At 73.6% G+C, this 24,490-nt stretch carries 24 protein-coding genes, 2 tRNA genes and 2 pseudogenes; 11 read left to right on the top strand and 17 right to left on the bottom strand.

Annotated elements, in window-relative coordinates:
• Positions 1 to 71 precede the first annotated feature (71 nt).
• Complete coding sequence (locus ACN28G_RS03940) at positions 72 to 305, top strand: Lrp/AsnC ligand binding domain-containing protein (RefSeq protein WP_091435472.1); 234 nt, start codon at positions 72 to 74, stop codon at positions 303 to 305.
• The gene (locus ACN28G_RS03935) at positions 306 to 869 is read left to right on the top strand and encodes a DUF3515 domain-containing protein (protein ID WP_091435471.1); all 564 of its coding nucleotides are present in this window, start codon (positions 306 to 308) and stop codon (positions 867 to 869) included.
• 141 nt (positions 870 to 1,010) lie between these two features.
• Here ACN28G_RS03935 and ACN28G_RS03930 read toward each other — a convergent pair whose 3' ends face one another.
• The 3 genes from ACN28G_RS03930 to ACN28G_RS03920 form a co-directional block, all read right to left on the bottom strand.
• Complete coding sequence (locus ACN28G_RS03930) at positions 1,011 to 2,117, bottom strand: D-alanine--D-alanine ligase family protein (protein WP_091435470.1); 1,107 nt, start codon at positions 2,115 to 2,117, stop codon at positions 1,011 to 1,013.
• A 176-nt stretch (positions 2,118 to 2,293) separates the two neighbouring features.
• Positions 2,294 to 2,554, bottom strand: a complete 261-nt coding sequence (locus ACN28G_RS03925) for a hypothetical protein (protein WP_091435469.1) — start codon at positions 2,552 to 2,554, stop codon at positions 2,294 to 2,296.
• Between the two features lie 30 nt (positions 2,555 to 2,584).
• Positions 2,585 to 2,794 (bottom strand): hypothetical protein, encoded by a 210-nt coding sequence (locus tag ACN28G_RS03920; RefSeq protein ID WP_139135622.1) that lies wholly within the window; start codon positions 2,792 to 2,794, stop codon positions 2,585 to 2,587.
• A gap of 226 nt (positions 2,795 to 3,020) precedes the next feature.
• Between ACN28G_RS03920 and ACN28G_RS03915 the strand changes: the two genes are divergently transcribed.
• Together ACN28G_RS03915 and ACN28G_RS03910 are read left to right on the top strand one after the other, a co-directional pair.
• On the top strand, positions 3,021 to 3,872 hold the full coding sequence (locus tag ACN28G_RS03915; RefSeq protein ID WP_091435468.1) for a helix-turn-helix domain-containing protein: 852 nt from the start codon (positions 3,021 to 3,023) through the stop codon (positions 3,870 to 3,872).
• Entirely contained in the window at positions 3,869 to 4,075 is a 207-nt protein-coding gene (locus ACN28G_RS03910) for a DUF397 domain-containing protein (protein ID WP_091435467.1), read from the top strand. The genes ACN28G_RS03915 and ACN28G_RS03910 overlap by 4 nt, the downstream gene beginning before the upstream one ends.
• A 66-nt stretch (positions 4,076 to 4,141) precedes the next feature.
• Here ACN28G_RS03910 and ACN28G_RS03905 read toward each other — a convergent pair whose 3' ends face one another.
• From ACN28G_RS03905 to ACN28G_RS03890, 4 genes are read right to left on the bottom strand one after another with little or no spacing between them, the layout of a single operon-like run.
• Complete coding sequence (locus ACN28G_RS03905) at positions 4,142 to 4,918, bottom strand: putative protein N(5)-glutamine methyltransferase (RefSeq protein ID WP_373868285.1); 777 nt, start codon at positions 4,916 to 4,918, stop codon at positions 4,142 to 4,144.
• Complete coding sequence (locus tag ACN28G_RS03900) at positions 4,915 to 6,063, bottom strand: cystathionine gamma-lyase (RefSeq protein WP_091435465.1); 1,149 nt, start codon at positions 6,061 to 6,063, stop codon at positions 4,915 to 4,917. The genes ACN28G_RS03905 and ACN28G_RS03900 overlap by 4 nt, the downstream gene beginning before the upstream one ends.
• A gap of 6 nt (positions 6,064 to 6,069) precedes the next feature.
• Positions 6,070 to 7,077, bottom strand: coding sequence for an NAD(P)H-dependent glycerol-3-phosphate dehydrogenase (locus ACN28G_RS03895; protein ID WP_091435464.1), 1,008 nt, complete (start codon positions 7,075 to 7,077; stop codon positions 6,070 to 6,072).
• Positions 7,074 to 7,805 (bottom strand): lysophospholipid acyltransferase family protein, encoded by a 732-nt coding sequence (locus tag ACN28G_RS03890; RefSeq protein WP_421478431.1) that lies wholly within the window; start codon positions 7,803 to 7,805, stop codon positions 7,074 to 7,076. Before ACN28G_RS03890 ends, ACN28G_RS03895 begins: the two co-directional genes overlap by 4 nt.
• A gap of 123 nt (positions 7,806 to 7,928) precedes the next feature.
• Between ACN28G_RS03890 and cofC the strand changes: the two are divergent.
• From cofC to ACN28G_RS03870, 4 genes and pseudogenes are all read left to right on the top strand, one after another.
• Positions 7,929 to 8,564, top strand: a pseudogene (gene cofC / locus ACN28G_RS03885) (2-phospho-L-lactate guanylyltransferase); the annotation flags it as partial.
• A 568-nt stretch (positions 8,565 to 9,132) separates the two neighbouring features.
• On the top strand, positions 9,133 to 11,328 hold the full coding sequence (locus tag ACN28G_RS03880) for an RNA degradosome polyphosphate kinase (RefSeq protein WP_229688090.1): 2,196 nt from the start codon (positions 9,133 to 9,135) through the stop codon (positions 11,326 to 11,328).
• A 30-nt stretch (positions 11,329 to 11,358) separates the two neighbouring features.
• Positions 11,359 to 12,912 (top strand): CYTH and CHAD domain-containing protein, encoded by a 1,554-nt coding sequence (locus ACN28G_RS03875; RefSeq protein WP_091446108.1) that lies wholly within the window; start codon positions 11,359 to 11,361, stop codon positions 12,910 to 12,912.
• Positions 12,900 to 13,784, top strand: a complete 885-nt coding sequence (locus ACN28G_RS03870; protein WP_421478430.1) for an NUDIX hydrolase — start codon at positions 12,900 to 12,902, stop codon at positions 13,782 to 13,784. Before ACN28G_RS03875 ends, ACN28G_RS03870 begins: the two co-directional genes overlap by 13 nt.
• A gap of 64 nt (positions 13,785 to 13,848) precedes the next feature.
• Here the strand turns inward: ACN28G_RS03870 and ACN28G_RS03865 are convergent, their stop codons facing one another.
• The 3 genes from ACN28G_RS03865 to leuC form a co-directional block, all read right to left on the bottom strand.
• Positions 13,849 to 14,523 (bottom strand): HU family DNA-binding protein, encoded by a 675-nt coding sequence (locus tag ACN28G_RS03865; RefSeq protein ID WP_421478429.1) that lies wholly within the window; start codon positions 14,521 to 14,523, stop codon positions 13,849 to 13,851.
• Positions 14,524 to 14,695: 172 nt separating this feature from the next.
• Positions 14,696 to 15,283, bottom strand: coding sequence for a 3-isopropylmalate dehydratase small subunit (gene leuD, locus ACN28G_RS03860; RefSeq protein ID WP_091435459.1), 588 nt, complete (start codon positions 15,281 to 15,283; stop codon positions 14,696 to 14,698).
• Positions 15,284 to 15,298: 15 nt separating this feature from the next.
• Positions 15,299 to 16,741, bottom strand: a complete 1,443-nt coding sequence (gene leuC, locus ACN28G_RS03855; RefSeq protein ID WP_091435458.1) for a 3-isopropylmalate dehydratase large subunit — start codon at positions 16,739 to 16,741, stop codon at positions 15,299 to 15,301.
• A gap of 49 nt (positions 16,742 to 16,790) precedes the next feature.
• Here leuC and ACN28G_RS03850 point away from each other — a divergent pair, with 49 nt between their 5' ends.
• Entirely contained in the window at positions 16,791 to 17,477 is a 687-nt protein-coding gene (locus ACN28G_RS03850; protein ID WP_091435457.1) for an IclR family transcriptional regulator, read from the top strand.
• 236 nt (positions 17,478 to 17,713) lie between these two features.
• Here ACN28G_RS03850 and ACN28G_RS03845 read toward each other — a convergent pair.
• The 3 genes from ACN28G_RS03845 to ACN28G_RS03835 form a co-directional block, all read right to left on the bottom strand.
• Positions 17,714 to 17,786, bottom strand: a tRNA-Glu gene (locus ACN28G_RS03845).
• 135 nt (positions 17,787 to 17,921) lie between these two features.
• Positions 17,922 to 17,993, bottom strand: a tRNA-Gln gene (locus ACN28G_RS03840).
• 108 nt (positions 17,994 to 18,101) lie between these two features.
• A complete protein-coding gene (locus tag ACN28G_RS03835; protein WP_091435456.1) occupies positions 18,102 to 18,902 on the bottom strand; it encodes a fumarylacetoacetate hydrolase family protein in 801 nt (266 codons plus the stop codon).
• Positions 18,903 to 19,031: 129 nt separating this feature from the next.
• On the opposite strand from ACN28G_RS03835, the gene ACN28G_RS03830 reads away from it, so the two are divergent.
• Both ACN28G_RS03830 and ACN28G_RS03825 read left to right on the top strand, forming a co-directional pair.
• The gene (locus ACN28G_RS03830) at positions 19,032 to 20,540 is read left to right on the top strand and encodes a hypothetical protein (protein ID WP_421478428.1); all 1,509 of its coding nucleotides are present in this window, start codon (positions 19,032 to 19,034) and stop codon (positions 20,538 to 20,540) included.
• Between the two features lie 66 nt (positions 20,541 to 20,606).
• Entirely contained in the window at positions 20,607 to 21,482 is an 876-nt protein-coding gene (locus ACN28G_RS03825) for a 3-methyladenine DNA glycosylase (RefSeq protein WP_421478427.1), read from the top strand.
• Positions 21,483 to 21,569: 87 nt separating this feature from the next.
• Here the strand turns inward: ACN28G_RS03825 and arfB are convergent, their stop codons facing one another.
• From arfB to ACN28G_RS03805, 4 genes and pseudogenes are all read right to left on the bottom strand, one after another.
• On the bottom strand, positions 21,570 to 21,995 hold the full coding sequence (arfB, locus tag ACN28G_RS03820; RefSeq protein WP_091435453.1) for an alternative ribosome rescue aminoacyl-tRNA hydrolase ArfB: 426 nt from the start codon (positions 21,993 to 21,995) through the stop codon (positions 21,570 to 21,572).
• A 124-nt stretch (positions 21,996 to 22,119) separates the two neighbouring features.
• On the bottom strand, positions 22,120 to 22,980 hold the full coding sequence (locus ACN28G_RS03815; protein WP_091435452.1) for a S1C family serine protease: 861 nt from the start codon (positions 22,978 to 22,980) through the stop codon (positions 22,120 to 22,122).
• 59 nt (positions 22,981 to 23,039) lie between these two features.
• Positions 23,040 to 23,999 (bottom strand): VWA domain-containing protein, encoded by a 960-nt coding sequence (locus ACN28G_RS03810; protein ID WP_091435451.1) that lies wholly within the window; start codon positions 23,997 to 23,999, stop codon positions 23,040 to 23,042.
• Positions 23,996 to 24,442, bottom strand: a pseudogene (locus ACN28G_RS03805) (DUF58 domain-containing protein); the annotation flags it as partial. The pseudogene ACN28G_RS03805 and the gene ACN28G_RS03810, both read right to left, overlap by 4 nt.
• Positions 24,443 to 24,490 lie beyond the last annotated feature (48 nt).

Raw genomic sequence — 24,490 nt, 5'->3', positions numbered from 1 at the left:
GGATCTCCCCTGGTCCGTAGGGTAGTTTCACCCTTCGGGCCGCCCCGCGCGGCGAGGACGGAGGTCGAGTCGTGGTTCAGGCGTACATCCTCATCCAGACAGAGGTCGGCCGGGCACGGGACGTGGCCGGTCTCATCGCGGACCTTCCCGGGGTGGTCCGGGTCGACGCCGTCACCGGGCCGTACGACGTGGTGGTGCTGACCGAGGCCAACACCGTCGACGAGCTGGGCAAACTGATCGTCAGCAACGTGCAGCTGGTGCCCGGCATCACCCGCACGCTGACCTGCTCGGTGGTACGGCTGTAAGTGGACCGGACCACCCGTAACGCCGCCCTGCTGGCCACCGCCGTCGCGCTCCCGGTCACCCTGGTGGTGGCGGGGCTGGCCGTCGCCCGGCTCGCCCCCGGCGACACCCCCGACTCCCCCACCGCCTCGACCACCGCCGCCCAGCCGCAGTCGACGGCCCCGGTCGAGCTGGCCGCCCCGCCGCTGGCCGAACGCCCGGCCACGGTGTGCCGGGCCCTGCTCTCCCAGCTCCCGGCGGCCGTGGGTGACCTCCCCCAGCGGCCGGTCACCGCCGGCCCGGAGCAGAACGCCGCGTACGGCGATCCGCCACTGACCGTGGTCTGCGGCGGCCCGGTCGCCGACTACCAGCCCACCGACGAGGTGTGGAAGGTCAACAACGTCTGCTGGCACCCGACCGAGGGGACCGGCGCGACGGTGCTGACCACCGTCGACCGGGAGGTGCCGGTCCGGGTGACCGTGCCGGAGGCGTACGGTCCGGCGTTGCAGCGGGTCGCCCCGATCGCCAACACGATCGTCGCCTCGGTGCCCTCCGGCGGCACCCCGCCCGCCGGCTGCGACCGCTGACCCGCTGCCGCCGCCGGTGGGCGGCGGCAGCGGTCAAGGCTCGGTGCAGGCCGACGTCACCCCCGCCGGGCGGCTCGGTGCAGGCCGACGTCACCCCCGCCGGGCGGCTCGGTGCAGGCCGGTGCCGCCCCGCCGGGCGGCTCAGTGCAGGCCGGTGCCGCGCCGCAGGGCGGTCCGGATCAGCCGGTCGACCAGCTTCGGGTACTCCAGACCGGAGGCCGCCCACATCCGCGGGAACATCGACGACGGGGTGAACCCGGGCATCGTGTTGACCTCGTTGAGGTAGATGTCGCCGTCCGGGGTGACGAAGAAGTCGGCGCGGGCCAGGCCGGCGCAGTCCAGCGCGGTGAAGGCCCGGGTGGCGTACTCCCGTACCCGGCGGGTGACCGGGTCGGGCAGGCCGGCCGGGATGTCGTACTCGCAGGCCTCGTCGGCGTCGATGTACTTGGCCTCGAAGTCGTAGAAGTCGTGCCCGCCGACGACCCGCACCTCGGCCAGGACCGACGCCTCGGGGGCGCCGCCGGCCTCACCCTCCAGCACCCCGCACTCGATCTCCCGGCCGACGATGGCCGCCTCGACCAGCACCTTCGGGTCGATCTGCCGGGCGGCGGCCACGGCCTCGTCCAGCTTCGCCCAGTCGTCGACCTTGCTGATGCCGAAGGAGGAACCGGCCCGGGACGGCTTGACGAAGACCGGCAGCCCGAGGCGTTGCTTGTCCTCCTCGGTGATCTCCATCCCGTTGCGCAGCACCACGTACGGCCCGACCGGGATGCCCTCGACCGCGCAGAGCTTCTTGGTGAACTCCTTGTCCATGGCGGCGGCGGAGGCGAAGACGTTCGCCCCCACGTACGGGATGCCGGCCATCTCCAGCATGCCCTGGATCGTGCCGTCCTCGCCGTACGCGCCGTGCAGCACGGGGAAGACCACGTCCACGTCGGCCAGGGCGCGGGGGCCCTGGTCCGGCTCGAAGACCAGCAGCCCGTTGCCGGTGGGGTCGGCGCGCAGCACCAGGTCGGCGCCGGAGGCGGCGGTGATCTCCGGCAGCTGACGGGCCCGGATCGCCAGCGCGGCGGCGTCGCCGTCGGTCAGCACCCACTGCCCGGCCCGGGTGATGCCGACCGGCACCACGTCGAACTCGTCCGGGTCCAGGGCGGCGAGCACACTGCCGGCGCTGACGCAGGAAATGCCGTGCTCCGGGCTACGGCCGCCGAAGACGATCGCCACGCGGGTCTTGCCTGGGGTGGTCACTGGGGTCACCTCTTCGGTCCCGACTGCGAAACTCGCTGTGACGCCGACGGCGCTCACCCGGTTGACCTTACTGTGCGTGGTGAACGGCCGATGCCGATACCCGGGGACACGCGGCACGACTGAGCAATCGGTCAACGGTGCCTATACCGAGCGTAATCACCGCATGGTGGTCGTGGTCAGCCGGCCCGGCCGGCCGGCGCCTCCCGCAGCACCCGGGTGACCTCACCGGCGAAGCGCCGACCGACGGCGAGCACCTTGACCCGCTGCCTGCCGGCCCGCACCATGCCCAGGGCCATGAAGGCCCCGGCGATCCGGTCGGCCGCCTCCCGGTTGCTGGCCCCCACCACCTGGCGGCGGCGTTCCGGGGCGAGCCGCTCGTTGCGCACGGCACCGTCCAACGGACGCACGTCGGTGAGCACCACGAGGAACCGGGTCATCGCCGCCCACCTCCGGACGACCGCCTCCGATCAGGAGCCATGAGGGATCCCCTCCGGCTCGGCGGTGGTCGCCGCGATCCCCCCACCGGAGTCCCGGCAGACGTAGCTGAGACCACCTGCGGCGTCGCGGCAGAGGTAGGCGAGATCGGCGTGGATCCAGGCGCCGCCGTTGTCGCGCAGCACCGGGCGGGCGCACCAGCGGCACCGCGAGACGCGGGGCCAACAGCCGGCTGCCGTCATCGGACTCCTTCCGGTGGCCGTTACGGGCGGCACGCGGCGATCGGGTACGGGGGAGAAAACCCGATCGCCACGCGCCCCATCCCCTCCGGTCACTCACCACCACCGTCGCCACGACAACCGGCGGTGAGGACGCCACCACAGGTTGACATCTCTACAGGGATGAATGCAACTCTCATCGCTATTCTCTCATGCACACTTTCCCGGACCCGTGTGCGACCATCGATGCATGGCTCCGAAGACCGCCCGAGCACGGCGACTGGGCATCGCCCTGCGGCAACACCGGGAAGCTGCCGGCCTGACGCTGGAGGCCGCCGCGGACGAGATCAACAGCACCCGCAGCACCCTGTCCCGGTACGAGAACGCCCAGACCCTGGTCACCCCGGCGACCGTGCGTGCGCTGCTCACGCTCTACGGGGTGGCGGCCGACGAGGTCAGCGCCGCCGTCGCACTGGCCAAGGACGCCCGCAAGCCCGGCTGGTGGGTGTCCTACTCCCACCTGCTGGACCAACGCACCATCGACTTCATCGCGCTGGAGGCCGAGGCGACCGCGATCGCCAACTTCGAACCGTCGGTCGTACCGGGCCTGTTGCAGACCGCCGACTACGTCCGCGCGGTGATGCGCGGCGGCCCGCACACCCTCAGCGACGACGACGTCGAACGCCGGGTGCACCTGCGGATGGAGCGGCAGGAGCGGCTCACCGGCACCGACCCGCCGATCATGGACGCCATCATCGACGAGGGCGCCCTGCTGCGCCCGGTCGGCGGACCCACGGTGATGGAGGCGCAGCTCCAACGCCTGATCAAGCTCGCCGAGCTACCGAACATCACCGTGCAGGTGATCCCACTCAAGGCGGGTTACCACCGGGGCACCCGGGGTTCCCTGCACATCCTGGAGTTCGCCGACCCGGCGGACCCGATCATCGCCTCGGTGGAGACCGTCGCCGGTCAGATGGTCCTCGACCGCCCCGGTGACCTGCGCACCTGCACCAAGATCATGGAACATCTGCGGACCGTCGCGCTGAGTCCGGCAGAGAGCCGGGACGAGCTCGGCAAGATCCTGAAGGGATACCTGACATGACCCCGACGATCAACGCGGCGCTGGCCCGCGCCGGTTGGCGCAAGAGCAGCCACAGCGGCGACGAGGGCGCCTGTGTGGAGTTCGCGAGCATCCCCGGGGTGGTCGCGGTGCGCGACTCGAAGGACCCGGGTGGCCCGCAGCTGCACTTCACCCCGGCCACCTGGACCGCCTTCACCACCGCCGTGCCCACCAGCCGCCCCTGAGCGTGGCCCGGTCCGGGGCCGTCGCGGCAACGACGCCCCGGACCTGGCGGCGGTCACCCGGCCGGGTCAGTCGGTGCGGCGGGCCACGATCGCGGTGGCGTCCAGGTCGTCGTCGTGCACCACCCGAGGCCGCAGCCCGTACCCGCGCATCGCGGCGGCCAGCGTGCCGGCCTGGTCGGCGGCGACCTCGACCGCCAGGTGGCCACCGGGAGCCAGCCACCGCGCCGACTCCGCCGCGACCCGGCGCAGCACCGACAGCCCGTCCCGGCCACCGTCGAGCGCCAACCGGGCCTCGTGCAGGCGGGCCTCGGCGGGCATGGTGGCCACCGCCGCGGTCGGCACGTACGGGGCGTTGGCCACCACCAGGTCCAACCGGCCCCGCCACCGCGTCGGCAACGGCCCGAACAGGTCACCCTGGAAGACCGGCACGCCCAGGTGCGCCAGGTTGCGTCGGGCACACTCCACGGCGTTCGGATCCAGGTCGGCGGCGGCCAGCCACCGGGGGGTCAACCGGTGCGCCAGCACCAGGGCGGCCGCGCCGGAGCCACAACAGAGGTCCACCACCGCCGGTGCCGGCCCGGTCGCCGCCACGGCCGCCTCGACCACCAGGGCGGTACGGGCCCGGGGCACGAAGACCCCCGCCGTCACCGCCACCCGCAGGCCGGCGAACTCCGCCCAGCCGAGCACCTGTTCCAGCGGCTCCCCGGCGATCCGGCGCCCGGCCAGCACGGCCAACGCCGCCGGCGAGTCGGCCGCGGCGAGCAGCAGGTCGGCCTCGTCCTCGGCGTAGACACAGCCGGCGGCGCGCAGCCGGCGCACCAGGTCGGCGCGGGACCCGCTCAACAAGTGGCGTCCCGGGCGGCCGTCACGTCGGCCACCCGGTCCAGGGCGGCTGTCACGTCGGCCACCAGGTCGACGGTGTCCTCGACCCCGCAGGAGAGCCGGACGAAGCCCGGTGCCGTGTCGTCGCCCCACTGCGCCCGGCGGTCGGCGGTGGTGTGCAGGCCGCCGAAGGAGGTGGCCGCCGCGACCAACCGCGCGGCCTCAATGAACCGGGCCACCCGGTCGGCGTCGCCGAGGTCGAACGAGAGCACCCCCGGCATCCGGTGCAACAGCCGCGCGGCCACCGGGTACGCCGGGTCGGTGGGCAACCCCGGCCAACGCAGCCCGGCCACGTCGGCCCGGTCGGCCAGGGCCCCCGCCAGGGCCTCGGCGTTGGCCGACTGCCGGGCCAGGCGCAGGTCCAGGGTGGCCAGCGACCGGTGGGCCAGCCAGGCGTCGAAGGCCCCCGGCACGGCCCCGCTGGTGGTCCGCCAGGCGGTGACCGGGTCGAGCAGCCGCTCCTGGCGGCTGGCCGCGTAGCCCAGCAGCAGGTCCGAGTGGCCGGTGAGGGCCTTGGTGCCGGAGGCCACCACCAGATCCGCGCCGAGGTCCAACGGCCGCTGCCCGAGCGGGGTCGCGGTGGTGTTGTCCACCGCCAGCAGGGCACCGGCGGCGTGCGCCCGCTCGGCCAGCGCCGGCACGTCGGCCACGTCCAGGCCGGGGTTCGCCGGCGACTCCAGCAGCACCAGCCGGACCCCCTCGAACGACGGGTACGGCCCGGCGGTCGGCGCGTACCGGACCCGTACCCCGAGGGTCTGCAGGGTGTCGGCGGCGAACGCCCGGACCGGGAAGTACCCGTCGGCGGGGAGCAGGACCGTGTCCCCGGGCCGCAGCAGGGCCAGCAGCACCCCGGTGATGGCCGCCTGACCACTGGCGAAGACCCGGCAGTCACCGCCCTCCAGCTCACCGATGGCCGCCTCCAGCAGCCGCCGGGTCGGGTTGTCCGGCCGGCCGTACCCGTTGGGGCTGCCGGCCGGGCCCTGCCACGGGTCGAGGTGGTACGGCGCGGCGAGGACCGGACCGGGCAGGAACGGATCGCCCGGCGCCGGCTCGGGCAGGCCGGCGCGTACGCACCGGGTGCCGTCCTGGAACTCCTGCTCAGTCACGGTGCCTCACTCGTACGACTCGGGTTTGGCGGTCCGGCTCATCAGCAGCTTGACCGCGATCCGCGGGTCCAGCCCCTCGTGGCAGATCCGCTCGACCTGCTCGGTGATCGGCATCTCCACGCCGTGCGCCCGGGCCAGGTCCCGTACCGCCAGGGCGCTCTTGACCCCCTCGGCGGTCTGCCGGGTGGCCACCCGGGCCTCCTCCAGGGTGGCACCCCGGCCGAGGTGCTCGCCGAAGGTCCGGTTCCGGGCCAGCGGCGACGAGCAGCTGGCGACCAGGTCCCCCATCCCGGCCAGGCCGGCGAAGGTGATCGGGTCGGCGCCCAGCGCCACGCCGAGGCGGGCGGTCTCGGCCAGTCCCCGGGTCATCAACATCGCCCGGGTGTTGTCCCCGAAGCCCATCGCCACGGCGATGCCGTACGACAGGGCGATCACGTTCTTCACCGCGCCGCCCAGCTCGCAGCCGATCACGTCGTCATTGGTGTACGGGCGGAAGTACGCCGTCCGGATCGACGACTGCACCAGCGCCGCCCGGGCGCTGTCGGTGCCGGCGACGACGGTGGCGGCCGGCTGCTCGGCGGCGATCTCCGGCGCGACGTTGGGGCCGGAGACCACCACCACCCGGTGCGGCAGGACCCCGGTGGTCTCCACGATCACCTCGCTCATCCGCTTGGTGGTGCCCAGCTCGATCCCCTTCATCAGGGAGACCAGGGTGGCGTCCGGATGCAGGTGCGAGGACCACTCGGCGAGGTTGCCGCGCAGGGTCTGCGAGGGCACCGCCAGCACCACCAGCTCGGCACCGGAGATCGCCTCGGCGGCCTCACCGGTCGCCGTCACCCGGTCGGGCAGCCGTACGGCGGGCAGGTAGTCCGGGTTGTGCCGGTGCAACCGGATCGTCTCGGCGACCGGTCGCCGGCGGGCCCAGATGGTCACCTCCCGACCGGCGTCGGCCAGGATCTTGGCGAAGGCGGTGCCCCAGGATCCCGCCCCCAGCACCGCCACGTGCCCGCTCACGCCGCCGCCCCCGACTCGCCCGCGGGGCCACCCGCCGGCCGTGGGAACAGCGGTGGTGCGGTGCCGCCCCGGATCTCGGCGAGCAGGTCCCGCAGGCGCAGCATGATCTCGTCGGTCATCTCCTCCAGGGTGCGGTGGTCGGGGCTGGCACCCTGCCACCGGCCCAGGTCGACCGGGGGGCCGGCCAACACGGTGACCGGGATCCGGGGACGCGGGTCGAACCGCTTGGTACGCGGGTCGAAGAGCCGCTGCGGGCCCCACATCGCCATCGGGACCACCGGGGCCCCGGTGGCCAGCGCCAGGCGGGCGGCACCGGTCTTGCCGCGCATCGGCCACAGGTCGGGATGCCGGGTGGTGGTGCCCTCCGGGTAGATCACCACCGCGCCACCCTCGTCGAGGGCGGCGACCAGCGCCTCCAGCGACCTGCCCGCGTGGGCGGTGCCCCGCTCCACCGGGATCTGTCGGCACCGGTGCAGCAACCAGCCGATCACCGGCACCCGGAAGACGCTGGCCTTGCCGAGGAACCGGGGCCACCGTCCGGCGTCGTAGATGAAGTGCGCCGAGACCAACGGGTCGGCGTGTGAGATGTGGTTCGGCACGATGATCACCCCGCCGTCGTGCCGGAGGTGCTCCATGCCCCGCCAGGTACGGCGGGTCCAGACCGTCATGACCGGCTTGACCAACCCCACGGCGAACCATTGCCAGAACCCCAGCCTCCGCCGCCCCACCCTGCCTCCTCGTCACCCGCCACCAAGCCCGCTACCGGTGGTGACACCCGCCGCGGAAATCATGCCTGCTCGCCCCCGGTACGGCCAGTGAGGGTACCGCCGCCCGGCTGGCAGGATTGGACCGTGCCTCAGACCTGGACCGTGGTGGTGCCGGTGAAGCGCCTCGCCGTGGCCAAGAGCCGCCTGCGGGGTGCCGTGCCGGCCGTACCCCACGCCACCCTGGCGTTGGCACTGGCGACCGACACGGTACGCGCGGTGGCCGCCTGCGTCGCGGTGACCGAGGTGGTCGTGGTGACCGACGACGCCCGGGTGACGGCGGCCCTGACCCGCCAGGAGGGCCCAGCCGGTGGCCGGCGGCCGGCCCGGGTGCGGGTCGTACCGGACAGTCCGGACGCCGGGCTCAACGCGGCCCTGCGGCACGGTGCGGCCACCGCCGTCGGGCCGGTGGCCGGGATCACCGCGGACCTGCCGGCGCTGCGCCCGGCCGAACTGGCGGCGGCGCTGACCGCCGCGCACGACGACCCCCCGGGCGTACGCCGGTTCGTCGCCGACGCCCCCGGCGACGGCACCGTGCTGCTCACCGCGCCGGCCGGGGTGCCCCTGGACCCCCGCTTCGGCGGCGGTTCGGCCGCCGCACACGCGGTCAGCGGCGCGGTGCCGCTCACCGGCGACTGGCCGACCCTGCGCCGCGACGTGGACACCCCGACCGACCTGGCCGCCGCGGTGGCGCTGGGGCTCGGCGCGAGCACGGCGGCGATCGTCCGGGGCGTGTACGGTGACGCCATGCAGGGCACGGTGGCCACCTTCGACGCGACGACGCGCAGCGGTGTGCTGCTGCTGGACGACGGCACCGAGTTGCCCTTCCCGGCCCGCGCCTTCGACGCCTCCGGCCTGCGGCTGCTGCGGCTGGGCCAGCGGCTGCGGGTGGAGACCGACCCCACCGGCGAGGTGGTCCGGGTGACCCTGCCGACCATGGCGTGATCCGCCCGAGTTCATTTTCCGTTAACCCGGATCAGGTGATTATGGGCAGGTGAGCACCCCTCGCGAGCACCCCGCCCGGCCGCTGAGCCGCCCCGAAGCCCCCACCGACCCCGAGGACCCCACCGGCCCGGCCGGTCCCCGTGGGTCCACCCCCGCCCGTGCCGGCAGGCGCACCCGAGGGGCCGACGGCCGGTTCCGCCCCGCCTTGCCGTCGGCGGACCCGGCCCGGTCACCCGCCGCCGCCGGCCCACCGTCGCCCTCCGGCGACGCCGACCCACCGTCCCCGTCGCCGGCACCGGCGGATCCGGCGCCCGTAGATCCGGCACCCGCGGATCCGGCGCGACCGGTGGCCACCCGGGACCGGCCGGCCCGGGTCGGGCTGGACGCCGCCGCCGCCTCGGCCGGCCTGGCCGAGGTGCTGGACGAGGGGCCCTACGGCGAGCAGCCACCGCCGACCGGTCCGGCGCCGACCGGCCAGCGGCTGCCCGAGGAGCGGTTCCTCAACCGGGAGCTGTCCTGGCTCGACTTCAACGCCCGGGTGCTGGCGCTCGCCGAGGACCAGCGCACCCCCCTGCTGGAACGGGCGAAGTTCCTGGCCATCTTCGCCAGCAACCTGGACGAGTTCTTCATGGTGCGCATCGCCGGCCTCAAGCGCCGCCTCTCCGCCGGCCTGCCGGTGCGTGGCGGCGACCGGCTGCCGTTGCGCACCCAACTGGAGCTGATCGCCGAGAAGACCGCCGCCCTGGCGGCCCGGCAGGCCAGCTGCCTCGTCGACGACGTACTGCCGAAGCTGGCCGCCGAGGACATCCGGGTGCTGCGCTGGGGTGACCTCGACGACGCCGAGCGGGAACGGCTGCGGACCTGGTTCCGGGAGCACATCTTCCCGGTGCTCACCCCACTCGCCGTCGACCCGGCACACCCCTTCCCGTACATCTCGGGGCGGTCGCTGAACCTGGCGGTGGCGGTCCGCGACCCCGACGGCGGCTCGGAGCTGTTCGCCCGGGTCAAGGTGCCGAACAACGTACCCCGGTTCGTCCGGGTCGACCGGGACCGGCCCGGGGTCCGGTTCGTGCCGGTCGAGGACGTCATCTCGGTCCACCTCGGGCAGCTCTTCTCCGGCATGCAGGTGGTGGAGTGCCACCTGTTCCGGGTGACCCGCAACGCCGAGGTGGAGGTGGACGAGGACCGCGACGAGGATCTGCTGCAGGCCCTGGAGCGGGAACTGGCCCGCCGCCGCTTCGGCCCACCGGTACGCCTGGAGGTGGCCGCCTCCATCTCCGACCACATGCTGGAGCTGCTGGTCCGGGAGCTGGACATGGACGCGCAGGATGTGCTGCGGGTCCGGGGTCTGCTGGACCTCTCCGCGCTCTGGCAGGTCTACGGCGAGGCCGACCGCCCCGACCTGAAGGACCCGCCGTTCGTGCCGGCCACCCATCCCCGGCTCGTCGAGGGTGAGGTGCCGCGCAGCGTCTTCGCCACCCTGCGCGACGGCGACATCCTGGTGCACCACCCGTACCACTCCTTCGCCACCAGCGTGCAGCGCTTCGTCGAGCAGGCCGCCGCCGACCCGAACGTGCTGGCCATCAAGCAGACCCTCTACCGCACCAGCGGGGACTCCCCGATCGTCGACGCGCTTGTCGACGCCGCCGCCGCCGGCAAGCAGGTGGTGGTGCTGGTGGAGCTGAAGGCGCGCTTCGACGAGGTGGCCAACATCGGCTGGGCCCGCACCCTGGAACGGGCCGGCTGCCACGTGGTCTACGGCCTGGTCGGGCTGAAGACGCACTGCAAGACCGCGCTGGTGGTCCGCCAGGAGGGCAACCAGATCCGCCGGTACTGCCACATCGGCACCGGCAACTACCACCCCAAGACCGCCCGACTGTACGAGGACTTCGGGCTGCTCACCGCCGACCCGGAGATCGGGGCGGACCTGACCGACCTGTTCAACGTGTTGACCGGGTACAGCCGGCAGACCGCGTTCCGGCGGTTGCTGGTGGCCCCGCAGGGCATCCGGCGCGGGCTGGTCGAGCGGATCGAGCGGGAGATCGGGCACGTCCGGCTCGGCATGCCGGGGCTTGTGCAGTTCAAGGTGAACTCGCTTGTCGACGAGGAGATCGTGGACGCGCTCTACCGGGCCTCCCAGGCCGGGGTGCACGTCGACCTGCTGATCCGGGGCATGTGCACGCTGCGCCCGGGAGTGCCGGGGCTGTCGGAGAACATCCGGGTCCGCTCGATCCTCGGCCGGTTCCTTGAGCACTCCCGGATCTTCCGGTTCGGCAACAACGGTGACGCCGAGTTCTGGTTGGGCTCGGCCGACCTGATGCACCGCAACCTGGACCGCCGGGTGGAGGCGCTGGTGCAGGTGAGCGACCCGGTGGCCCGCGCCGAGCTGGACCACGTGCTGACCTGCGCGATGGGCCCGGAGGTGGAGGCGTTCGAGTTGGCCGCCGACGCGAGCTGGAGCCGGCGTACCGGCTCACCGGAGACGCCACTGCGGCACCTGCAGGAGTTGCTGCTGCGGCGGGTGGGCGGGACCCCCGGGTGACCGGGGTCCGGGCTTAGGGTGGAGATCACCATGCTGGAAGAAGAACGCAAGTACCAGGTGCCTGACGACTTCGTCGTGCCGGACCTGTCCCCGGCCGTGCCGGCCGACGGTCGGATCACCGCGCAGCGACCGGTCCGGTTGGTCGCGACCTACTTCGACACCGCCGATCTGCGGCTGACCCGGGCCGGAGTGTCGCTGCGGCACCGCCGGGGCGAACGCGAGCCGTGGACCGTCAAGCTGCCGACCGGTGCCACCGGCGTGCGGCACGAGGTCTCCCGGCCGGGCCGGCGGGGCTCGGGCGTCCCCCGTGAGCTGGCCGAACTGGTCACCGCCTTCACCCGGGGCGCCGACCTCGCTCCGGTGGCGGTGCTGCGCACCCGGCGGCGCCGGTCGGCGGTCCACGACGCCGCCGGCACGCTGCTGGCCGAGATCGCCGACGACCGGGTCACGGTGCTCGACCCGGCCGACCAGCCGGCCGGCGCCTTCCGGGAGTTGGAGGTGGAACGTGCCGCCGGCGACAGCGAACTGCTGGACCGGATCGGGGCGCTGCTGACCGGGGCCGGCGCCGACGGCGGGGATTTCGTGCCGAAGCACCGGCGGGCGCTCGACCTGGTGGTGCCGACGCACGTCGGAACGGTCGGCGGCGAGCCGGACCTGGTCGCACCGACCGGCCTGCCGGCCGATCCGACCGCCGGTGACGTCGTCACCGAGGCGGTCCGGCGCGGTGTCGACCGGCTCCTGCGACACGACCCGCTGGTCCGGCTGCGCGCACCGGTGCCCGGCCACCGCACCGCCCTGCAGCAGATGCGGGTCGGCTGCCGACGGCTGCGCAGCGACCTGCGGACCTTCGCCCCGCTGCTGGTGCCGGATTGGGCGGATCCGCTGCGCGCGGAGCTGAGCTGGTTGGCCGGGGTGCTCGGCGCGGCCCGCGACGCCGAGGTGCTGCGGGGGCGGCTGCGCCGTACCGCCGCCGCCGACCCGTTGAGCCCGCTGGACCCGGCGACGGTGGACCGGCTCGACGCCGTCCTGGCCGACCGGCAGGAGGCGGCCCTGGCGGCGGTGGACGCCGCGCTGCGCTCACCCCGCTACGTGGCGCTTACCGACGCGCTGGTGCTGGCCGCCCGCGCCCCCCGGCTGACCCCCCGGGCCGCCGAGCCGGCCGCGCGGGTGCTGCCCCGTCTGGTCCGGCGGCCCTGGCGGAAGCTGACCGGCCGCAAGGGCGGCGCGGGCGTCTCCGGGCTCGACCCGCTCGGCACCGACGAGCAGTGGCACACCGTCCGCAAACAGGCCAAACGAGCCCGGTACGCGGTACAGGCAGTCGCCCCGGCCGTCGGCGGGAAGGCCGGCAAACTGGCCGGTGCGCTGGCCGACGCGCAACGGCTGCTCGGTGAACACCAGGACGCCGCGGTGGCCGCGGACACCTGGACGGCCGTGGTGGCGGACCGGCCGGACGACCCGCATCTCGCACTCACCGCCGGCCGGCTGGCGGAGCGCGAACGCGTAGTGGTCCGCCGGGTACGCGCCGACTTCCCGCAGCTCTGGCAGCGGGCCGAGCGGGACCGGTGGACCCGATGGCTGCGCTGAACGAGGTACGCGCCGCCGGCGGCGTGGTGTGGCGGCCGACCGACGGCGGCACCGAGGTCTGTCTGGTGCACCGTCCCCGCTACGGCGACTGGACCCTGCCCAAGGGCAAGCTGGAGCCGGGTGAGCACCCGTTGCGGGCCGCGGTCCGCGAGGTGGCCGAGGAGAGCGACGTCCGGGCGGTGCCGCAGGTACGCCTGCCGGCGGTGCGCTATGTCAGCGAGGGCCGCCCGAAGGTGGTCGACTACTGGTCGATGCGGGCCGTCGGCACCGGTGGTTTCCAGCCGGACACCGAGGTCGACGACGTCCGCTGGCTCGACGTGGACGAGGCGGTACGCCTGGTCAGCTACCCGCACGACGCCGAGGTGCTCGGTGCCTTCGCGGCGCTGCCGGCGGTGACCGGCACGGTGCTGCTGCTCCGGCATGCCCGGGCCGGCAAGCGGGCCACCTGGTCGGGGCCGGACACCGCCCGACCGCTGGACGCCACCGGCCGGGCGCAGGCCCGCGCGCTGGCCCCCCTGGTGGCCCTTACCGGCCCGGTACGGTTGCTCTCCGCCTCGGTCCGCCGCTGCGTGCAGACCCTGGACCCGGCGGCCGCCCTGCTCGATCTGCCGATCGAGGTGGCCGGTGACTTCGACGAGCCCGTCGGCGGTCAGCAGCCGGAGGAGCGCGCCCTGGCCGCCGCCGCCCGGCTGGCCGAGTTCGCCACCGGCGGCCAACCGGTGGCGGTCTGCAGTCAGGGCAAGGTCATCCCGGGTGCCCTGGCCCAACTGACCGGCTCGGCCGGCTCGACCGGCGAATTCACCACCCCGAAGGCCGGTGGCTGGCTGCTCGCCTTCACCGCCGGCGGCCTCGTTGCCACCGACCGCCTCTGACACCCCACCCGGGACGCCGAAGGGCGTCCACCTGACGGGTGGACGCCCTTCGGGGACGAGCGGGTCAGCGCTTGGTCGCTGCCTTCTTCGCCGGAGACTTCTTCGCGGGCGCCTTCTTCGCCGCCGCGCTCCTGCTGGCCGCCGCCGTGGTCTTCTTCGCCGCGGTGGACTTGGCCGTGGCGCTCTTCTTCGCCGGCGTCGCCTTCTTCGTGGCGGTCGCCTTCTTGGTGGCGGTGCTCTTGGCCGCCTTCGCCGCGGTCGTCTTCTTGGCCGCCGCGGTGGCGGTCTTGCGAGCCCCGGCCGCCGTCGCCTTGGCACCGGTCGCCTTGGCCGTGGTGGCCTTGGTGCCGGTGGCCTTGGTGCCGGTCGCCTTGGTGCCGGTCGCCTTGGCCGTGGTGGCCTTGGTGGCGGTGGCCTTGGCGGCGGTCGTGGTCTTCTTCGCCGCCGCCGTGGCCTTCGGCGCCTTGCCGCTGGCCACCATCTCCTTGAAACCGGCACCCGGCCGGAAGGTCGGGACGGATGTCTTCTTGACCTTCACCGCCTCGCCGGTACGCGGGTTGCGCGCTGTTCGCGGCCCCCGGACACGCTTCTCGAACGCTCCGAATCCGGTGATCGCCACCTTCTCGCCCTTGGTGACCGCCGCCTGGACCTCAGCGAGGACCGCGTCGAGCGCCGCCGTCGCCGTTTTCCGGTCCCCCAGACGAGCGGCGAGCGCCTCGATGAGCTCGGCCTTGTTCACGACTTCCTCCCGATTGTGCAACTGACTCGACGCGAGCCATTCTGCGCGCACGGTATGCCCTGTGCAGGCAGGACACAAACATTCGGGGGAAAAAAGCCCTTGTGTCGCAACGGATTCCCCCCGCCGGGCAACCCGGCGGGGGGCGGAAAGTGCCGTACGGTCGGGCGTCCGGCTATGCCACGGCGGGCAGGAACGCCGGCCGAGTGCCCTCGAACTCACCGATCGCCGCCTCGTGGCGGAGGGTGAGTCCAATGTCATCCAAGCCCTCCATCAGCCGCCAACGGCTGAAGTCGTCAAGCGGGAACGACCAGCTGGCGTCGGCGACCCGGACCTCACGGGCGGCCAGGTCGACGGTCAGCTCGGCGGTCGGGTCGGCCTCGACCAGGGCCCAGATCTGCTCGATCGCGGTCAATTCCAGCTCGACCGGGAGCAGTCCCTCCTTGAGGGCGTTGCCCCGGAAGATGTCGCCGAAGCGGGGTGAGACGACCGCCCGGAACCCCCAGTCGCGCAACGCCCACACGGCGTGTTCGCGAGAGGATCCGGTGCCGAACTCGGGACCGGTGACCAGAATCGACGCACCGGAATACGCCGAATCGTTCAGCACGAATGCCGGGTCCTCCCGCCACGCGTTGAACAGACCGTCCGCGAAGCCCGTTCGGGTCACCCGCTTGAGGTACACGGCGGGGATGATCTGATCGGTATCCACGTTGGAGCGCCGCAGCGGCACGGCGGTGCCGGTGTGGGTGGTGAACCTCTCCATCTGCTGACTGCCCTTCTACAGGTCGGCGGGGGCGGCCAGCCGGCCCACCACGGCGGTGGCGGCGGCCACCGGCGGCGACACCAGGTGGGTACGACCGCCCCGGCCCTGGCGGCCCTCGAAGTTTCGGTTGGAGGTCGAGGCGGAACGCTCGCCCGGCTTCAGCGTGTCGGGGTTCATCCCCAGGCACATCGAACAGCCGGCGAAGCGCCACTCGGCACCGGCGTCGGTGAAGACCTTGTCCAGCCCCTCCGCCTCGGCCGCCAGGCGGACCACGGCGGAACCGGGTACGACGAGCATGCGTACCCCGTCGGCGACCCGGTGGCCGCGCAGCACGTCGGCGGCGGCGCGCAGGTCCTCCAGCCGGCCGTTGGTGCAGGAGCCGACGAAGACGACGTCCACGGCGAGGTCCCGCAGCGGGGTGCCGGGGGTGAGGTCCATGTACTCCAACGCGCGGCGGGCGGCGGCCTGCTCGGCGGCGTTGTCGAACGCCTCGGGTGCCGGCACGGTGCTGCCCAGCGGCGCGCCCTGCCCCGGGTTGGTGCCCCAGGTGACGAACGGGGTGATCCGGCCCGCGTCCAGGGTCACCTCCGCGTCGAAGGCCGCGCCGTCGTCGGTGGGCAGGGTCCGCCAGTACGCCAGCGCCGCGTCCCAGTCGGCCCCCTGCGGCGCGTTCGGCCGCCCCTCCAGGTACCGGAAGGTGGTCTCGTCCGGCGCGATCATGCCGGCCTTGGCGCCCCACTCGATGGACATGTTGGCGATGGTCATCCGGCCCTCCATGGAGAGCGCCCGGATCGCCTCACCCCGGTACTCCACGATGTGGCCGCGACCGCCGCCGGTGCCCACCTGCGTGATCAGCGCCAGCACCAGGTCCTTGGCGGTGACGCCGGGGCCGAGCTGCCCGACGACGTTGACCGCCATCGTCTTCGGCCGGGCCTGCGGCAGGGTCTGGGTGGCCAGCACGTGCTCCACCTCGCTGGTGCCGATGCCGAAGGCCAGCGCGCCGAACGCGCCGTGGGTGGCGGTGTGCGAGTCGCCACAGACGATCGTCATGCCCGGCTGGGTGAGGCCCAGCTGCGGGCCGATGACGTGCACGATGCCCTGGTTCTCGTCGCCCAGCGGGTGGATCTTCACACCGAACTCGGCACAGTTGCGGCGCAGCGTCTCGATCTGGGTGCGGGAGGTGGGGTCCGCGATCGTGAGCAGGTCGCCGCGACGGGACCGGAACGCCGGGTCGTCGTACCCGGTCGGGGTGTTGTGGTCCTCGGTGGCGAGGGTGAGGTCGGTCCGGCGGACCCGGCGGCCGGCCATCCGCAGCCCGTCGAAGGCCTGCGGGCTGGTCACCTCGTGGAGCAGGTGCAGGTCGATGTAGAGCAGGTCCGGCTCGCCCTCGGCGGACCGGACGACGTGTGCATCCCAGACCTTCTCGGCCAGGGTCCTCGGTCGAGTGTCTCCCACCATCTGGACATCCTAAATTCTGGGAGGTAAATTTCGGCTTGTGGGACACAGTATGAGCGGTGTCGGCGTTCTCGACAAGGCGGTGGTCATCCTGGCCGCCTGTGTCGACGGCGCCAGCCTGGCCGAACTCGTTGAACGCACCAAGCTGCCCCGGGCCACCGCGCACCGGTTGGCACAGGCGCTGGAGATCCACCGGATGCTCGTCCGGGACACCCAGGGGCGGTGGCGCCCCGGCCCCCGACTCGGCGAACTGGCCAACGCCGCCCCCGACGTCCTGCTCACCGCGGCGGAGCCACTGCTGGCCGCGCTGCGGGACGCCACGGGCGAGAGCGCCCAACTCTACCTACGCCGGGCCGACGAACGGATCTGTGTGGCCGCCGCGGAGCGGGCCAGCGGGCTGCGCGACACCGTCCCGGTCGGCTCGGTGCTGCCGATGACCGCCGGCTCGGCGGCGCAGATCCTGCTCGCCTGGGAACCGCCCGAGGCGGTGATGCCGCTGCTGCCCCGGTCGAAGTTCACCGGCCGCACCCTGGCCGAGGTACGCCGCCGGGGCTGGGCCCAGAGCATCGCCGAACGCGAGCCCGGGGTGGCGAGCGTCTCAGCCCCGATCCGGGACCGCACCGGCCGGGTGATCGCCTCGGTCAGCATCTCCGGCCCGATCGAACGCCTCGGCCGCCGCCCCGGTGAACGCCACGCCATGGCCGTGGTCCGGGCCGGCCAACGCCTCTCCGGGCTCTGACGCTCCCGCCCGCGCTCAAGACACACACGTACCCGGAAAGGGACACGGCCCCGGGGCACCCGGCCCCGGGGCCGTGCCTGCGGGGCGGCGCAGCGGACGACGGGCACCGAGCAACGGGTGACCAGGACAGGGCGCGGAGAAACGGACGCGCTCCCCCGGGGGTACGGCCCCGCTGTCGCCACGGAGAGAAACGGAAGCGGCCCGCCTCACCGGGGTGAGACGGGCCGCTGGTGCTGTAGCCCCGACCGGATTCGAACCGGCGCTACCGCCTTGAGAGGGCGGCGTCCTGGGCCGCTAGACGACGGGGCCAGAACCTTCCGTTCACCGCCCTTCCGGGCGGTGCCGCTGTACTCTATCAGAGATCTTTTCTCGCCCCCCTCGCGGGGGACTGGAGCGGACCTCCACCACAAGCCAGCGACCGACGCCCACTGGGGACGTCGGTTGCTGGGGTACCAGGACTCGAACCTAGACTAACTGAACCAGAATCAGTCGGGCTGCCAATTACCCCATACCCCATCGGCACCTTGCGGCACCGGGGGGAAACTTTACCCCCTGGCGCCCCACCGGCCAAATCGGGTTACCCAAACCGCCTCTGAACTGCGATTTCGGCCAACCCGAGCGGTGTCACACCGGGACCACCGGGTTGGTCAGCTCCCCGATGCCCTCGATGCGCACGGTGACCGTATCCCCGTCCGTGAGCGGACTAACCCCCGCCGGCGTGCCGGTCAGCACCACGTCCCCCGGCAGCAGGGTCATCACGTGGGAGATGTATGACACCAGGGCCGGCACGTCGAAGACCATGTCCCGGGTACGACCGAGCTGGCGTACCTCCATCTCCTCCGGATCACGACCCACCTCGCAGCGGACCTCGAGGTCCCGCACGTCCAGTCCGGTGCTGATCCACGGCCCGATCGGGCAGAACGAGTCGAAGCCCTTGGCCCGGGTCCACTGGCCGTCGGAGCGCTGCAGATCCCGCGCGGTCACGTCATTGGCGCAGGTGTAGCCGAAGATGGCCCGCTCGGCGGCGGCCCGGTCGGCCCGGCGGGCCCCCGGCGCGCCGATCACCACCGCCAACTCCGCCTCGTGTTCGACCTGCCTGGTGAAGACCGGCAGTCGGATGGCGTCCCGGGGACCGATCACCGACGTGGACGGCTTGAGGAACAGCAACGGTTCCTTCGGCACCTCGTTGCCCAGCTCGGCGGCGTGTTCGGCGTAGTTGCGACCGACACACACCACCTTGCTGGGCAGGATCGGCGAGAGCAGCCGGACGTCCGACAGGGCCCAACGCGCCCCGCTGAACGTCAGCTTCCCGAACGGGTGGCCCTCGATCTCGGCGACGGTCAGGCCCTCCGGGCCGGCCTCCGGCTCGCCCTCGACGGCACCGAACGACATTCCCTTGGCATGAGCAAAACGAGCGATACGCACCCGGCCAATCTAGCCTCCCGCACCGGCGGCGCACTGTACGCCAGCCGCTGGTCACCGGGGTCGGGTTCACCATTTCGTACCCGCACGACGCCGACGCGCCCCTAGCGTCGGCGTCGGAGGTTCGAAGGTATGCCTGCTTCGAGACGACACCACAGCGCCATCGCGGTGCTCGCGCACTGCCTCGGCATCCTCGCCGCCGTACCGGCACTACCGCTGGCGGCACCGCCGCCGGCAACGGCGCCCCCGGCGACACCAGCAGCCGCTGCGGCAGCACCGGTAGCGGCACCACCAGCCGCTCCGGCGGCCCTGGCGGCAGGACCAGCCGCTCCGGCAGCCTTGGCGGCAGCACCGACAGCCGCTCCGGCGATGCCGTCGGCGCCGCCGGCGGTACCGACACCGACCCGCGCACCGCTGCGGACGCCGGCCACGGCGGTGACCGTGGCGATGGCCCCGGCGGGCACCCCCGCCCCGGCCTACCGGATCCAGGTACGCAACGGCGGCAGCACGCCGGTGACGACCATGGTGCGCCAGGAGCTTCCCTCGGGATCCACGGCCACCACGGTCACCGGCGGCGGCCAGGCCGTCCCCGCCGACGGCCGGCCCGCCGAGGTCACCTGGCGGCTCACCCTGCCACCGCGCGGCACTACCACCCTGCACACCGCGCTGCGCACCACCGGACCGGACCGGCCGCTGACCGCGCCGACCTGCGCCTACGCCCTCAACGGCAACCAACCGTACGACTGCGCGACGGCGACCTGGAACGGCGCCGCGGCCGGGGCCACCGGGTCCGAGGCGGTGCCGCCGTGGCGGCGGGTCCCGGTCCTGCTCGGCGCGCTGGCCGCGGTGCTGGCCCTCGCCGGAGCCGGGGTCGGCCTGTGGTGGTGGCAACGCCGCCGCCGGCTCCGGGCCTACGCCGCCGCCTCGACACCACCGCCCGCCGCCCGTGGACCGGACCCGACGGGCACACCCGCCCCGCATGGCACACCGGGCCCGGATGACACAGCCGCCCCATATGGCGCATCGGGCCCGCACGGCGCATCGAGGCTCCGTCCGGCACCGGTCGGTGGCGGGACCGTGTACCCGTTGCCCGGGGAGCCCCGCGCGGCGGTCCGGCGCCGTACCCCGCCGGTCTGGTTGACCGTGGGGCTGGCCGCGGTGGTCCTGGCCGGGGTGGTGGGCGTGGCCGGGTGGACCGGCACCCGACAGGCCGCCTCGATCGACACCGACCAGCAGCCCACCAGTGGGGCCTGGGTGGGCAAGAGCGCCGCCGGCACCCTCGGCGTGCCGTTGCGGGAGGTGGCCTTCGAGTTCACCGTGTACCGGATCAGTTGTGCCACGGCCACCGCCGCCGGCCGGCGCTGCCAGGCCACCGTCGGTGTGCGCAACCTCACGCCGGAGCAGCAGGTCTGGCACGGGCAACTACAGCGGGCGTACCTGCCCGGCGGGACCTGGGCCAGCGCCGACCTGCTGGCGACCCAGGCTGCCAACCAGGGACGGGACGTCTTCGCCGCGCCGGTCGCCGCCGGCAGCCGGGTGGTGCTGCCGCTGGTGTTCAGCGTCGCCGGCCGGGAGCCACCCACCCACCTGGAGCTGCGCAGCGGCGTCTTCTCCGCCGGGGTGCGGGTCGACGTGCCCTGAACCACCGGGGTGCGGGTCGACGTGCCCTGAACCACCGGCGCCGGCGGCGGTCGTAGGCTGGTCACCGTGACCGCCGCCCTCGCTCCCACCGCCTGGGCCGCCCTCTCCCGGGCGCACGAGGAGCGCGCCGACGCCCTGACCGCCGGACACCGGGCCCGCCGGGCCACCGGGGAACGCCACGCGATCGACGACTTTCTGTACGACTACTACGGCACCCGGCCCGCCGTGCTGCGCCGCTGGCATCCCGGCGTGGGCGTCGGTCTGGAACCGGGACCGCACGGCGCCGCCCCGCACCGGCAGTGGCGGTGGTACGCCACGGACCCGCACGGGACCGTGCGCCTCGACGTCGCGGCGTTCCTCGCCGACCGGGCCGATTCGGTGCGCTTCATCCGTCGACTGTTGTCCGCCATCTCGTCCCGACCGGCCTTCACCGGCTGCTTCGGTCTGCACGAGTGGGCGATGGTGTACCGCCAACGTGAACATCGGCATCCGCTCCCGCTGCGACTCGGGCAGGAGGGCACCGACACGGTGGTCGAGTCCCACCAGATCCGCTGCACGCACTTTGACGCATTCCGGTTCTTCACCCCCGACGCGGTCGGCCGCAACCTGCTCCAACCCACCCGGGAGAGCCAGGTGGAGCTGGACCAGCCGGGCTGCCTGCACGCCTCGATGGACTGCCACAAGTGGGCGACCAAGCTGGGCCCCACGGTTGCCGGGGAGCTGGCGCTGGACTGCTTCGAGTTGGCCCGCGACATCCGGCTGCTCGACATGCGGGCGTCCCCGTACGACTTCTCGTCGTACGGCCAACCGGCGGTGGCCATCGAGACACCGGAGGGCAAGGCCGAGTACGTCGCCCGGCAACGCCAGTTCGCCGCGCGCGCGGGCCGCCTACGTAGCCGGTTGATCGAGGTCTGCGACACCGTGCTCGACCCCGACCGTTAGCTCGGCGCCGCCGGCGTCACCACCTGCGGCAGCGGTGAGAGGGGTTCCCCGCTATACCGGATCCGTTAAGCAGGGGCCCTTCCTTACTCAGTCGTCGTCGGCGCGGCGGTCGCGTTTGCGCTGGGACTGGCGCTTCTTGTCGGCCAGTCGGCGTTCCTTCGCGCCGCGCGAGGGGCGGGTCGGGCGGCGCGGCGGTGGCGGTGGGGCGACGGCCGCGCGTAGCAACGCGGCCATCCGCTCCCGGGCGGCCTCGCGGTTGGCCAGTTGCGCCCGGTGTTCGCTGGCGGTCACCGTGAGCACCCCGTCGACCAGCTTGCCGGCGAGTCGCTCCAGGGCCCGGGTACGCAGGAACTCCGGCACGCTCGGCGAGCCGGCCAGGTCGAAGCTGAGCTCGACCCGCGAGTCGGTGGTGTTCACGCCCTGCCCGCCCGGCCCGGACGAGCGGGAGAAGCGTTCCCGGAGCTCGGCCTCGGGAACGCTCAGCCGGTCGGTCACCCGCAGTCCGTCGTCCACCCCCTGAGGTTAGGCCCCCGGCCGCTCTTGATCGACTCGATATCCGGGACGGGACCGCCGTCGGACCGCCGTCCCGTGGATCCCCGACCGACAGGTGCGCGGAGACGTCCCGCAGGTCCCACGCTCAGCCGCCCTTGCCGATGATCGTGTCGGCGGTCTGCTGCACCTGTTCGATCGGGATGGCGAAGCCGATCCCGATCGAACCGTTGCCGTCGATGGTGGCGATCGCGGTGTTCACCCCGACCACCTCGCCCCGGGCGTTGACCAGGGGGCCGCCGGAGTTGCCGGGGTTGATGGAGGCGTCGGTCTGCACCGCCGAGTGCCGGGAGGTACCCAGCCGGACCTGCCGGTCCAGCGCGCTGACGATGCCGGCGGTGACCGTGCCGGAGAGGCCGAGCGGTGAGCCGACCGCCAACACCGGCTCGCCCACCCGGGTACCGCCCGGTTTGGCCAGCGGCAGCGGGGCCAGACCGGCGGCCGGGGGGACCCGCAGGACCGCCAGGTCGCTGCCGGGTTCCCGGCCGACCACCTCGGCCGGGAACCGCCGGCCGTTGGGGGCCTCGACGGTCACCTGCCGGCCGTCGCCCTTGGCCAGGATGTGGTCGTTGGTGATGATGTGCTGCTGGTCGTCGATGGCGAAGCCGCTGCCGGTGGCGGACCGCCCGCCCGCACCACCGACCAGCACGGACACCACCCCGGGCACGGTCTTCTCGGCGGCGCTCACCAACTCCGCCGGCACCGCCGCCGCCGAGGCCGCCGGTTGGGGCGCGCCGTCCTGGCTGGCCACCCAGCCACCGGCCAGCGCGCCGGAGAGGGTGGAGAGCGCCACCACCGTCAGCCCGGCCAGCAGCCGGCCGGGTCGGCGGTGCCGCCGGTAGGCCGACCCCGTACCGGGCACGGCCCAGCCACCGGCCGGGTCCGGATGCAGGTCCGGCGAGACGAACCACGGTCCCCGGGGCTCACCGAGTCCGGTCTGTGCTGCCATTTTGTCGCTCCTCACTGCCGGGGCTCAGAGTGCCGGGGCGCTCAGGGGGTCGGGCCGGGTCAGGGCAGGCGGGAGAACCAGCGCATCGATCCGGCCGCCGCGGCCATCGCGAACACCAGCCCGAACCCGATGAACCGGGCCGAGATGTCCTGTTGTTGCAGGCGGTACCCGACGGACGTGCCGATGTCCTCGTAGACCGCCCGTAGCTCCGCGCTGCTGGCGGCCTCGTGGAAGCCGCCCCCGGTCTCCTGGGCCACCGCCCGCAGGGTCTGCCCGTCCACCGGGACCTGGATCGGTCGGCCGCCCCGGTCGACGAAGCCGGCCGGGGTGCCGAAGGAGATGGCGTGCACCGGCACCTCGACCGCGACGGCCTCGGCCGCCGCCTCCATCGGGTCCATCCCGGAGGTGTTCGCCCCGTCGGAGAGCAGGATGATCCGCGCCGGTGGGGGCTTCGTCGCCGCCTCACTGTCCAGCGCCCGGATCGCGCCGAGCGAGGTGCTGATCGCCTCGCCGATCGCGGTGCCCTGGACCCCGGTGCTCCCCTCGGCCAGCCGGTCGATGCCGCCGTGCAGGGCCTCCCGGTCGGTGTCCGGCGGCACCATCACGGCGGCGCTGCCGGCGAAGGCGACCAGGCCCACGTTGAACTCGTCGGGCAGGCCGTCGACGAATTCCCGGGCCGCCGACTTGGCCGCGCTGAGCCGGTCCGGTCCGACGTCGGTGGCCAGCATGGAGGTGGAGACGTCCACCGCCACCACGACCGTGGCGCGTTCCCGGGGCACCCGCACCTCGGCCGCGGGTCGGGCGAAGCCCATCACCAGCAACCCCAACATCACCAGGAACAACCCCGCCGGTACGTGTCGACGCCAGGCGGGCCGCTCCGGTGCGACCCGGTCCAGCAACCGCAGGTTGGTGAAACGGACGGCGTACCGGCTGTGCCGGCGCTGCACGAGCAGGTAGCCGACGGCCAGCGCCAGCACGCCGAGCAGCAACCAGAGTCGGACGGGTGACTGCCAGCTCACGCCACACCTCCCCGGGCGGCGGCGGGTGCGGTCGCCAACTGACGTTGGGCGTGCACGTGCCGCACGATGTCGGCCGTCCAGTCCCGGTCGGTGCGCAACGACAGGTGTGCCGCCCCGCACCGGCGCAGCGCCTGGCGTACCTGGTCGCGTTGGTTCGCGGCGGCCACCGCGTACCGTTCGCGCAACCGGCGGTCGCTGGTGCAGACCTCGCGGCGACGGCCGGTCTCCGGGTCGACCAGGGTGACCACACCGACGTCGGGCAGTTCCAACTCCCGTGGGTCGGTCACCTCCACGGCGAGCACCTGGTGCCGGACGGCGAGCCGGCGCAGCACCACCTCCCAGGGCGACGGCTGTCCAGGATCGTCGGGCAGGCCGTCGAGGAAGTCCGAGACCACGACCAGCAGGCCACGCCGGTGGGCGACCCGGTGGGCGGCACCCAACGCCTCAACCAGCGTCGCCCCACCCCCCACCACCCCTCCGGTAAGGAAGGG

It is taken from the genome of Micromonospora sp. WMMA1923 (assembly GCF_049179195.1).
Lineage (GTDB): Bacteria > Actinomycetota > Actinomycetes > Mycobacteriales > Micromonosporaceae > Micromonospora > Micromonospora yangpuensis.
This window is presented reverse-complemented; position numbering and strand designations above follow the sequence as displayed.